Below are 12246 nucleotides of genomic sequence, written 5' to 3' on the forward strand. Positions count from 1 at the left end.
TGTTTATCCAGTGTTCATACACACAGTAATTCTATTATAACATTAACACAAAAGATAATAGCAGTCAAGTAAAAGAGCATGGAGTTTGGGAGTGATTTTTCATGGAAGAAAAGCAGCTTAAAGATTTAGAAATGGAACAAAAACGTGTCGATTCCATCATTGAGGAAATCGATAAAAAAGCAGCGAAATGGAATGAAAGTTCAAGTGATGTCGGCTCAGATGCTCTTCAACTCAGAAAAACCTTTTGGGAGGATGTTACGGTCAACTTTGACGAAGCGGATGATGTAGCGGAAACCTTCACGAGTATCAAGCAACAGGCCGCGCTTTTATCCGAGCGTGAACGGACTCAATCCCAAATGGTCAAACAGCTTCAGACATTATCCCGCCTCAGGTTTTCTCCTTATTTCGGGCGAGTCGACTTTAAAGAAGATGGTGAAAATGAGGCCGAGAGAATTTACTTAGGTATTGCGACTTTAATGGATGAACAAGAAGAAAACTTCCTGATCTATGACTGGAGAGCGCCAATTTCCGGTCTGTATTACGACTACTCACCCGGTCCGGCTGAATATAAAACAGAAACAGATACTATCGAAGGATTGATGGAGCTAAAACGCCAGTTTGTCATTAAGGGTGCCAAAATCAAAGCAATGTTTGAAACCGGTGTTACGATTGGTGACGAAATGCTTCAGGAAGTCCTGGGCAACAATGCTGATACACAGATGAAAACCATTGTGGCAACGATTCAGAAGGAACAGAACCAAATCATCCGCAACGACTCAAGCAGCCTTGTTGTCGTCCAGGGTGTGGCAGGAAGCGGCAAAACTTCAGCTGCCATGCAGCGCGTCGCTTATTTACTTTACAAGTACAGGAATATCATCACATCGGAAAATATCATGTTATTTTCACCCAATCCACTCTTCAATAGCTATGTTGCTACGGTTTTGCCGGAGCTAGGAGAGGAAAATATGCAGCAGGCAACATTCCAGGAGTATCTTTCAACACGTTTTGGCGCTGAGTATGAACTGGAGGACCCTTTTGAACAAATGGAATTCCTGCTAGAAGCAGAAAAAAATGAAGCATATTTTGACAGAATTGAAAGCATACGTTTTAAGGCAGGTTTGGAGTTTAAAAAATTATTGGATCAATACGCTGAGAAATTAGCCAGGGAGACTCTTGTTTTTAAGAGCTTAGGTTTAAATAAACGGGCAATTGTCTCCAAGAAAGACATTGCGGCATACTATGATTCACTTGATAACAGTATTTCAATTCCAAATAGAATTCAGTTTGTTAAAGAATGGCTGTTAAAGGAACTTAAGAAAAAAGCAAAAGCGGAAATGTCACAGGAATGGGTAGAGAAGGAAATTCAATTCCTTGAAAAGGAAGATTATCTTGAGTCATTTAAGCAAAGCCAGAAAAAACAGGGTGGGGCACATGATACGTTCCATGATTATGACCGGGAGCAGCAGTGGCTATCGGAATTGGTAGTAAAGAGGCGTTTTAAGCCAATGTTCAATGCGGTAAAAAGATTAAAGTTCATAAATATCAGAGCCATATATATGGATTTCTTTAAAGAGGGTCATCTCAAAATCGAAACCATGCCTAAAAATTGGGCCGCTACATGTAAACAGTCAATCAGTAATTTGGAAAATAGGTATATAGCATATGAGGATGCAACTCCTTTTCTATACCTCCAGGATTTAATTGAAGGCAGGAAATCGAATACATCGATTCGCCATGTTTTCATTGATGAATCCCAGGACTACACTCCTTTCCAATTTGCGTATATCAAAATGCTGTTCCCGTACAGCAAGATGACTTTGCTTGGCGATATAAACCAGGCGATTTACTCAGGGCCAACAGGCGCTCCCACAATTCTTGCAGAATCAGCTCTTGAATTTGGAGAGAAGGAACTATACAGGCTTACCAAAACATACCGGTCAACGAAGCAAATTGTTGAATTTACCCGCCAACTGATCGAGGGAGGAGATATGATCGAGCCTTTCAATCGTACGGGACCAAAGCCGGTTATCATCACGAGCAGTGAAGGCAGCGACCATATTCTGAAGACAAATGACCTTATCACCGAGCTGCAGACATCAGGACATAAAAACATCGCAGTTATTTGCAAAACGGCAAAAGAAAGCAAAGTTGCTTTCGAAGGAGTCAAGAAAGTGCATGATGCCAGATTGATCGAAAAAGGCACAATGACATTTGAAAATGGTGTGAATGTCGTACCGACATACCTGGCAAAAGGCATTGAATTCGACGCGGTGATCATATACGATTCATCATCCTACACAAGAATGGAAGAAAGGAAATTGTTATACACAGCGTGTACAAGGGCAATGCATGAGTTGTATATCCTTTCCGAGGGAGATCTTAGTCCGCTGCTGGAAGATGTTGATGAACAACTATATGATGTGGTCTGATAGAAACAAGCCGCCAAATATTAATGGCGGCTTGTTGTTTTAAGGAATAAGCGTTTATTTGAGCCAATCAAACAGAGACTTCTCTTGATTGCTGATGTTGGGTTGTTTTTTAGTCGCTTCCTGCAGTGCTGAATTGACATCAATTAAGCCATTACCATAATTAATATCTTTTCCTTGCTCCCCAAGATCAATCGCGGAATTCTCTATGATCCTGATGACTTGCGAACTTTTTAAGTCAGGATTGGCTGATTTGATTAAAGCCGCAAGGCCAGCAACATGTGGAGCGGCCATCGATGTACCGGAAAGGGCAGCGTATTGCTCATTAAAATAAGTGCTAGGTATATAAACACCTGGCGCAGCAATATCAATATAATCTCCGTAGTTAGAAAAGCTAGCTCTGTTCCCATTATAATCGACGGCTGCCACACTCAATACTTCTGGGTATGCGGAAGGGTAGGTCGGCTGATCTGAACCATCATTGCCGGCAGCAGAGACCATGACAACATTTTTCTTATAGGCATAACGGACTGCTTCTTCCAAAACCTTTGAAGGCTGGTAATTGCCAAGACTTAAATTGATGACATCTGCACCGTGGTCAACAGCCCAGACAATCCCTTTTGCAATATCGAAAGTTGTTCCATAGCCCTTTGCCCCCATCGCTTTTACTGGCATGATTTTACTGAACCATGTCATGCCTGCAACACCCTCATTATTATCTGTTTCCGAAGCAATAATTCCGGCTACATGGGTACCATGCCCATTATCATCATCAGGTTCAGCTTTATCATCGATGACATTATAGCCTTTCACAAGCCGGTTCCTTAGATCGGGATGGTCCAAATCAACACCAGTATCAACAATCGCTATTTCAATTTCTTCATTTCCACGGGTTACCATCCATCCTTGTTCCGTACCTATGACTGGCAAATTCCATTGATAATTCTCCTGGTAAAGCAAGTCATTAGGTCCGTTCACCTCATTTTGCATTAAGATAAAATTAGGCTCTGAATACTCGATGTTTTTTCTCTGATTAAAATACTCAATCATTTCGGGCGTTTCCATCACTGTTGACCTGAAAATATAAATTGAGTTTAGATGCTTGATGACCCAGCCTTTAATATCTCGTGTAATTTCGTCTATTTCCTCCACGCTTGGTTCTTTTACAAAATCAACTGTTGCTTCATGATCATAATAGTGGCTTGTATCCTTCTTGTTATGAAAGATTAGAGTGACTTCTTCTTGTGTATCGAGTTGATTCTTGATCTTCTCACCCATCTTCACGTTATTCACCTTTGCCATAGACCGTGCCATCATAACTTGTTGTCCTGAGGAATGGGTCCTGGCCCCAGGCTCTTTTTGATCAGCATCATTCCTGAATACTCCACCGGCAGTAAGGGCAAGAAGAAGGATTAATGCCGAACCAAGAAAAATTACCTTCGTTCTTCTCATAAATAAAAGTCCTCCATAAATGTATTTGTTCTTATGTTGCAGTACAACTTAGAATATTAACGGCGGAAATCGCTGGGAGTTTAGATGATGGTAAAAGAGGCGGATAAGATGATTTTTCTAAAAAATGATTTGAATCATCCGAAAATAGTATAAGAAATGACATGAAACCTTCACATAAGTCTCCAAATAACCGAATTTTTATGACAAAATTCCAATTAATTCTTAAAATCCGTTTGCCAAATCCCAATTAATCGCTACAATTAAGCATAGACGCCATTCTTATGGTAAAATAACTAAGAGAACAATTGTTCTGATACTGATAAAAGGATACGTTGTTCGTAATCTTTTAAATCAGAAAAGACGAATACTTAACGAAATCATTGACACTATACATAAAAACCGTCAATGTTGTTTGCAAGAAATGAAAGGGGTATGTTCGTGGCAAGAAATCAGCAAGCTTTTGATTATAATGATGATGCCATACAGGTACTTGAAGGCCTTGAAGCGGTTCGCAAAAGGCCAGGTATGTATATCGGCAGCACGGATACACGGGGACTTCATCACCTCGTATATGAAATCGTTGATAACTCGGTAGACGAAGCACTAGGCGGCTACGGTAATCAAATCATCGTCAAAATCCATAAAGATAATTCCATCAGCGTCCAGGATAAAGGGAGAGGTATGCCTACCGGGATGCATAAGCTTGGCAAACCGACACCTGAGGTTATCCTTACCGTTTTGCATGCAGGCGGAAAGTTTGGGCAGGGCGGATATAAAACAAGCGGTGGCCTTCATGGTGTAGGTGCTTCCGTTGTAAACGCATTATCAGAATGGCTGGTTGTAACCATCAAACGTGATGGCTTCGTTTATGAACAACGTTTTGAAAATGGCGGGAAACCAGTGACGACGCTAGAAAAAATCGGAAAAACTAATCAATCAGGTACGACAATCCACTTTAAACCAGACCCTGAAATTTTCTCTACACTAACATATAACTATGATACCCTCTCGGAACGTCTTAGAGAGTCTGCCTTTTTGTTAAAAGGATTGAAAATAGAGTTAATCGATGAGCGCAATGATGTTAAGGATGTTTTTCATTTTGAGACTGGAATCCAGGCTTTCGTTGAATATTTGAACGAAGAAAAAGATGTGATGCATCCAGTTGTCAGCTTTGAAGGTGAATACAGCCAAATAGAAGTTGAGTTTGCATTTCAATTTAACGATGGCTACTCAGAGAATGTGCTGTCATTCGTCAACAATGTCCGCACGAAAGATGGCGGTACACATGAAGCGGGTTCCAAAACAGCGATGACCCGTGTATTTAATGAATATGCCCGCAAGGTTGGCTTGCTTAAGGAGAAGGATAAGAACCTCGATGGCGCTGACATCCGAGAGGGTCTGGCAGGTATCATCTCTGTGCGCATTCCTGAAGAGCTGCTTCAGTTTGAAGGCCAGACAAAGGGAAAGCTGGGGACTAGTGAAGCAAGATCTGCCGTCGACTCAGTCGTTTCAGAGCACCTTTCTTATTTCCTTGAGGAAAATCCAGATATCAGTACATTGCTGATTCGCAAGTCCATCAAGGCTTACCAAGCACGTGAAGCGGCCCGGAAAGCACGCGAGGATGCAAGAAGCGGGAAGAAGAGAAAGAGATCAGATGCAATACTATCCGGCAAACTGACTCCAGCGCAATCCAAGAATCCTGCAAAAAATGAACTTTACCTGGTAGAGGGTGATTCTGCTGGTGGTTCTGCCAAGCAGGGCAGAGACAGGAAATTCCAGGCTGTGCTCCCATTGCGCGGTAAAGTGATCAACACGGAAAAAGCCAAGCTGCAGGACATTTTCAAAAATGAAGAAATTAATACGATCATCCATGCGATTGGTGCCGGAGTTGGCTCTGACTTCAACGTAGAAGACATCAACTATGACAAAATTGTCATCATGACGGATGCCGATACTGACGGTGCCCATATCCAGGTGCTTTTATTGACATTCTTTTACCGATATATGAAGCCGCTGATCGAAGCCGGTAAGGTATTCATTGCCCTGCCGCCGTTATATAAGGTCAGCAAAGGAACGGGCAAAAAAGAAATCATCGAATATGCCTGGAGCGACGAAGAGTTGAAGGACGCGATGAAGAAAGTCGGTAAAGGCTATATAATCCAGCGTTATAAAGGACTCGGAGAAATGAATGCCGACCAGCTTTGGGAAACGACGATGGATCCCGAAACCAGGACTTTGATTCGAGTGCGTATTGACGATGCAGCAAGAGCGGAGCGAAGAGTAACGACCCTTATGGGAGATAAGGTTGAACCACGGAGGAAGTGGATAGAATCCAATGTAGCGTTCGGCCTTGAGGAAGATGGAAATATCCTTGAAAATGAAAATATATCAGTTGCAGAGGAGGTTGCTGACGAATGAGTTCAGTTGAAAAATTTCGTGACCTCCCTTTAGAAGACGTACTGGGCGATCGTTTCGGCCGCTATAGTAAATATATTATCCAGGAACGTGCACTTCCAGATGCCAGAGACGGGCTTAAGCCTGTTCAACGCAGGATATTGTATGCTATGCACGTGGAAGGCAATACAAATGAAAAGGGCTTCAGGAAATCAGCCAAGACAGTCGGAAACGTAATTGGTAACTATCACCCGCACGGTGATTCTTCTGTATATGAAGCAATGGTCCGTATGAGCCAGGATTGGAAAGTGCGGAATTACCTTGTCGAAATGCATGGGAATAACGGAAGCATTGACGGTGATCCGCCAGCAGCGATGCGTTATACAGAAGCAAGATTATCGGCTATCGCCGGAGAACTGTTAAGGGATATCGAGAAGAGAACCGTCGAGTTCATTCCAAATTTCGATGACACCTCAAGTGAGCCTACAGTGCTTCCTGCAATGTTCCCTAATTTGCTTGTAAATGGTTCTACCGGAATATCAGCAGGTTATGCGACTGATATTCCTCCGCATAATTTATCGGAAGTGATTGATGGGGTCATCATGAGGATGGACAACCCTGCATGCACGGTGGAAGATCTGATGAAAGTCATAAAAGGACCGGATTTTCCAACAGGCGGAATCATCCAGGGTATCGAGGGTATCACTAAAGCATATAAAACCGGTAAAGGAAAGATTATCGTTCGCGGAAAAGCTGAAATTGAAGACATCCGCGGCGGAAAGCAGCAGATTGTCATCACCGAGATCCCTTATGAAATCAATAAAGCTAACCTGGTTAAGCGGATAGATGAATTCCGCTTGGATCGTAAAGTGGAAGGCATTTCGGAAGTGCGTGATGAGACCGACCGCACCGGGCTTCGTGTCGTGATCGAACTGAAAAAGGAAGCAGACGCTAATGGCGTATTGAATTACCTGTATAAAAACAGTGATCTGCAGATTACCTATAACTTCAATATGGTTGCCATCAACAAGAAAAGACCTGTATTGATGGGACTTGCCGAGATGCTGGATGCTTATATTGACCACCAGAAAGACGTTGTAACTAAGCGTACTCAATATGACCTCCAAAAAGCGCGGGACCGCCAACATATCGTTGAAGGACTCATTAAAGCTTTATCGATACTTGACCAGGTAATCGCAGCGATTCGTGCTTCCAAAGATAAGCGTGACGCCAAGGATAACTTGATCAAGAAATTCGACTTCACCGAAGTTCAGGCTGAAGCGATAGTATCCTTACAGCTATATCGTCTGACAAATACTGATATTACTGCCCTTCAAGCTGAGGCGGAGGAGCTTGCCAAGAAGGTAGAGGAGCTTACCGCCATTCTGGGGAGTGAGAAGAAGCTATCATCCGTCATCAAAAAGGAACTGAAGGATGTTAAAAAGCGTTTCTCGGATGAACGTCGGACAAAAATCGAGGAAGAGATTGAGGAAATCAAGATTAACCTTGAAGTTCTTATCGCAAGTGAAGATGTCATTGTAACTGTCACTAAGGATGGGTATGTGAAACGGACAAGCCAAAGATCTTATGCTGCATCCAATGGTCAGGATTTCGCGATGAAGGATACGGATAGACTGTTATCACAGTTGAATATGAATACAACCGATGTCTTGCTATTGTTCACGAATAAAGGCAGCTACTTATACTTGCCTGTCCATGAACTTCCTGATATTCGCTGGAAAGACCTTGGTCAGCATGTAGCAAATCTGGTGCCGTTAGACCGGGATGAAGTAATCATCAAAGCTGTTCCAGTCACGGATTTCTCCCAAAATTTATTCTTCTTATTTGTGACAAAGAATGGTATGGTAAAAAAATCCGAATTAAACCTTTATAAAGCTCAGCGTTACTCCAAACCGCTAACCGCAATCAATGTCAAGGGTGACGACAGAGTCATCGACATACATGTAACCAATGGGGAGAAAGATTTGTTCCTTGCATCAAATCTCGGCTATGGTCTATGGTTCAGCGAAGAAGAAATCAGTCCGATTGGAATTAGGGCAGCTGGCGTTAAGGGTATGAACCTGAAGGATGGGGATTATGTTGTTGGCGGGAAGATTATTGACAACAACCATAGCCATTCCATTGTCATTGCTACACAGCGTGGTGCCGTTAAGAAAATGAAGCTGTCTGAATTCGAGAGGACTTCTCGCGCGAAACGCGGTGTTGTGATGCTGCGTGAACTAAAAGCAAATCCTCACCGTGTAATTGGTGTGGAGGCTGTGCAAGGAGAAGATGAAGTATTCTTCCAGGCAGAAAAACAGCAGATTGTATCTGTGAAAGCTTCAGAATTAAGGTTCAGCGATCGGTATACAAATGGATCCTTCCTAGTAGATGAAAGTGAAACCGGGAAACTTACAGCCATTTGGAAAAGTGAGAATGAACATGATAAAACTCACAATAGCTAGAGCTTCAACAAAAAACACAGTAAAATTGCTGTGTTTTTTGTTTTTTTACCATAATCAGGGTATTACATAGATAGCTTCCTCTCTGTCTGAACAAAGCTGATAATGGGAGTGAAGTACCATTGTAAAGCGATTGCAATTTTGGTACATTAAAAACTATATTAAAATATCTTTGTTTTTGAAGATAGGTGTTAAAAGAAAAGTAATATTCACAGTAAGACTAGCCTTGTCAAAAACTAAAAAAGGAGTTTTATATGGAGATTTTCAACAACATCATATCGGAATTAAACAACTATATGTGGAGCTATATCTTAATTGCTGTTCTAGTTGTACTGGGTACATATTTTACGTTCAGAACCAGGTTTGTTCAATTCAAATTCTTTCCTGAAATGATCAGGGTGTTAAAGGACCCAGCCACCGTTTCTTCCGAAGGGAAAAGGGGCAGGTCTTCATTTCAAGCATTTACGGTCAGCTTAGCTTCAAGGGTTGGGACAGGTAATCTTGCCGGAGTAGCGACAGCTATCTCAGCCGGAGGTCCGGGAGCTGTCTTTTGGATGTGGGTCATTGCGCTCATAGGCGCAGCATCCAGCTTCATTGAGAGCACGCTTGCTCAAATTTATAAGGTCAAGGATAAGGATGAATTCCGTGGCGGACCAGCTTACTATATGGAACGCGGATTAAATAAAAGGTGGCTGGGAATTTTATTCGCTGTCATTATTGTTTTTACATTCGGCCTCGTTTTCAGTTCTGTTCAATCTAACACCATTTCCCTTGCTTTTGACCAGGCATTTGGATTCGATCGCTTTTGGATGGGAATTATTTTAACTGTAATGACTGCCGCAGTCATTTTTGGCGGCATCAAAAGGATTGCTTTTGTATCACAAATAATTGTGCCAATAATGGCGGTGTTATATTTAATTCTGGCATTATTCATTGTGATCATGAATTTCAGTGAAATTCCGTCTATGTTCTCACTTATTATTAAGAATGCTTTTGGCTTACAGGAAGTAGTTGGCGGTGGAATGGGTGCAGCGGTCATGATGGGAATCAAGAGAGGCCTATTTTCTAACGAGGCTGGTATGGGTAGTGCGCCAAATGCAGCGGCCACTGCTGCAGTCACCCATCCAGTAAAGCAAGGCTTAATCCAAACATTAGGAGTATTTACGGATACTTTGTTGATTTGTACGGCAACAGCATTCATTATCATTATGTCAGGCGAATATACGAATACTGATTTAGATGGTATACAGTTAACGCAGGCAGCGCTGACAGCGCATGTCGGCTCATGGGCACCAGCATTCGTCGGCGGAGCTATTTTCCTTTTTGCCTTCACCTCGATTATCGGGAATTACTATTATGGAGAAACGAATATTGGTTTCATCAAGGAAAGTGCTACAGCTTTATTTATTTATCGTCTTGCTGTTATGGGAATGGTTTTGTTCGGTTCAGTTGCCGAATTAGCCATTGTCTGGAATCTGGCAGACCTTTTCATGGGAATAATGGCATTAATCAACCTTGTAGCCATTACCTTGCTTGCAAAAATAGCAATGGCGGCGTTAAAGGATTATAGAGAACAGCGAAAAGAAGGAAAAGATCCTGTGTTTTATGCTGATTCTATCGAAGGTTTAACGGGAGTTGAATCCTGGGAATACCGGAAACACGGAGTATCTAAGAATAAATAATCATCATTAACCCCTCTGATCAAATCAGAGGGGTTTTTGTGCATTTTTTTACCATATTTGGAGATGTTAAGTATAACGGGGTGATGTATTATGAAAAAGGAGCTATTAATTACGTTCAGCGCGTTCTTCTTTATGTCGTTAACCGCCCTTACCGGCGTATATGCAGGGGAATCTAATGAAAAAACGGTGACGATTTCTGAAGAAAAAGTTGATGTAACGGGTGATGGAAAAAAGGATTTGATTTATGTAAAAGGAGTGCCTTTTGAAGAAGGTGCACAGTTTCTCAAAAAGATTTTCATAAATGTCAGGGCATCAAATGGAGAAATATATAAAATTGATCTAGATAGTGGATACGATCCCACTACTAGTTATAAAGATTTGAATCACGATTCCGTAAAGGACTTATTTATCAGTGTTCCTACCGGAGGAAGTGGAGGTCTGGCGAATTTTTATTTATATAGTTTAAAGGATTTCCAAGTTACCAATCTGACTGTACCAGAACCTCTTGCCGTCAGTAGTCAATTTGAGGATGGGTACAAAGCTTCCATCAGTATTCAGGAAACAGGACAATCATACAGTTTTGATCTAAGCGACAGGAAAGAGGATTACGAACGCTTGGGTTTATATCAAGATGGAAAGTTGAATGAACCAACAGAGTTAATGATTCTTCCTTTTGGCACATTAAAGCCGATAAAAGTCAAAAAAGACCTTTATGGTTTAAAAGGCAGCCAGCGAATAAATGGTGCATATAATGCGGATGGAATTGCGAATATTGAATCGACATGGTTATTTGAAAACGGGAAATGGCAATTAATAAACGCGGAGGTCAAAAGCCTGAAATCTCAATAATATAGGCGATTGTCACGGATTGCTGCTCAGTGGCATATGCTATCGGAAAAGGATTCTTTTAGCGGGAAGGAGCCTTCTGCCGTGAGCAAATTCAAGCCAGAACGATTGAGCGTTAACTTTATTCCTCCAGTAACTGCTTTTGTGCCAATAGACAGGAGGAAGTACACTTTAACACATTCCGATCTTACTGGGGAGCTATTTCTAGCAGTCGGAAATGTCTATGATTACCAGGCAATCAACTATGAAATGCGGGATGAAGTATTGGCAGACTGGATCACCATCAATGGTGAATACTTGCTGTATGCTAAGGTGTATATCAGTAACGGGGAATATGACCTTAATATGTCGAGGATCCGATATATGATTTTCAAAAAAGAGCTGGATTTAGCGCTGACTGCGATGGTTTATGGAGATAAAAACTTCTTCACATATTATCCTTGGCTGCTCGATGCACCAATTTACGTACAATTTTCATCTATTTACCCAGAATTTAATCAGGTAGCTTACTACGGTACGCCAAGAACGTATCTTAACAAAGTGAATAAGGAGAGAACCCCAGAAGCACAGGCTTGAACCTGTGCTTTTTTAATGATTAGTTGACAGCAATCCTTGAAAGTAATACATAATATAATTATGTAAACAAAAAATGATTTGAAAGGGTATATGGGAAGATTAAAAACAATGTAATGAATAACTGGTAATTAAGAAATAAAAGAATTGTTAAAAGTGTCCAGTAAGGTTTCCTCAAATGATCCAGCAGCCAGATTGATGATTGATAAAATGAATTTTTTCATAGCAAAGTAAATAGAACTAACTAAAAACAGTTTGAATTTAACAAGTATTGTTTTTGACATCATTAAATTTCCGAAAGTTGACGGTATTGCCTGTCCAGAATTAGTCGATTATAATGTCCGTATATAATTCGAAACATTTCGACATTTATTCTGGAGAAAGGAAAAGACGTCCCCCATAATGTATAAC

General features: G+C 41.4%; 7 protein-coding genes. 6 read left to right on the plus strand and 1 reads right to left on the minus strand.

Going from position 1 to position 12246, the window contains the following annotated elements; translation table 11 throughout:
• Positions 1-101 precede the first annotated feature (101 nt).
• Positions 102-2429: an RNA polymerase recycling motor HelD gene (gene helD / locus ACH0QE_RS09340; RefSeq protein WP_415800430.1), complete on the plus strand. Its 2328-nt coding sequence runs from the start codon at positions 102-104 to the stop codon at positions 2427-2429.
• 54 nt (positions 2430-2483) lie between these two features.
• Here helD and ACH0QE_RS09345 read toward each other — a convergent pair whose 3' ends face one another.
• Positions 2484-3878 (minus strand): S8 family peptidase, encoded by a 1395-nt coding sequence (locus tag ACH0QE_RS09345; RefSeq protein ID WP_415800431.1) that lies wholly within the window; start codon positions 3876-3878, stop codon positions 2484-2486.
• A gap of 438 nt (positions 3879-4316) precedes the next feature.
• Here ACH0QE_RS09345 and parE point away from each other — a divergent pair, with 438 nt between their 5' ends.
• The 5 genes from parE (at position 4317) to ACH0QE_RS09370 (ending at position 11838) form a co-directional block, all read left to right on the plus strand.
• Entirely contained in the window at positions 4317-6296 is a 1980-nt protein-coding gene (gene parE, locus ACH0QE_RS09350; protein WP_415800432.1) for a DNA topoisomerase IV subunit B, read from the plus strand.
• The gene (parC, locus tag ACH0QE_RS09355; RefSeq protein ID WP_415800433.1) at positions 6293-8737 is read left to right on the plus strand and encodes a DNA topoisomerase IV subunit A; all 2445 of its coding nucleotides are present in this window, start codon (positions 6293-6295) and stop codon (positions 8735-8737) included. The genes parE and parC overlap by 4 nt, the downstream gene beginning before the upstream one ends.
• A 251-nt stretch (positions 8738-8988) precedes the next feature.
• On the plus strand, positions 8989-10416 hold the full coding sequence (locus ACH0QE_RS09360; protein WP_415800434.1) for an alanine/glycine:cation symporter family protein: 1428 nt from the start codon (positions 8989-8991) through the stop codon (positions 10414-10416).
• 90 nt (positions 10417-10506) lie between these two features.
• Entirely contained in the window at positions 10507-11265 is a 759-nt protein-coding gene (locus tag ACH0QE_RS09365) for a hypothetical protein (RefSeq protein ID WP_415800435.1), read from the plus strand.
• 81 nt (positions 11266-11346) lie between these two features.
• Positions 11347-11838, plus strand: a complete 492-nt coding sequence (locus tag ACH0QE_RS09370; RefSeq protein ID WP_415800436.1) for a staygreen family protein — start codon at positions 11347-11349, stop codon at positions 11836-11838.
• The last annotated feature ends 408 nt before the right edge of the window (positions 11839-12246 follow it).

The organism is Mesobacillus sp., from assembly GCF_047739415.1.
In the GTDB taxonomy this organism is placed as follows: Bacteria; Bacillota; Bacilli; order Bacillales; family Cytobacillaceae; genus Mesobacillus.

What these genes read in the sequence shown, in the direction of transcription:
- helD (WP_415800430.1), top strand. Translation starts at nt 102, where the DNA reads ATGGAAGAAAAGCAGCTTAAAGATTTAGAAATGGAACAAAAACGTGTC.
- ACH0QE_RS09345 (WP_415800431.1), bottom strand. Translation starts at nt 3,878, where the DNA reads ATGAGAAGAACGAAGGTAATTTTTCTTGGTTCGGCATTAATCCTTCTT.
- parC (WP_415800433.1), top strand. Translation starts at nt 6,293, where the DNA reads ATGAGTTCAGTTGAAAAATTTCGTGACCTCCCTTTAGAAGACGTACTG.
- ACH0QE_RS09360 (WP_415800434.1), top strand. Translation starts at nt 8,989, where the DNA reads ATGGAGATTTTCAACAACATCATATCGGAATTAAACAACTATATGTGG.
- ACH0QE_RS09365 (WP_415800435.1), top strand. Translation starts at nt 10,507, where the DNA reads ATGAAAAAGGAGCTATTAATTACGTTCAGCGCGTTCTTCTTTATGTCG.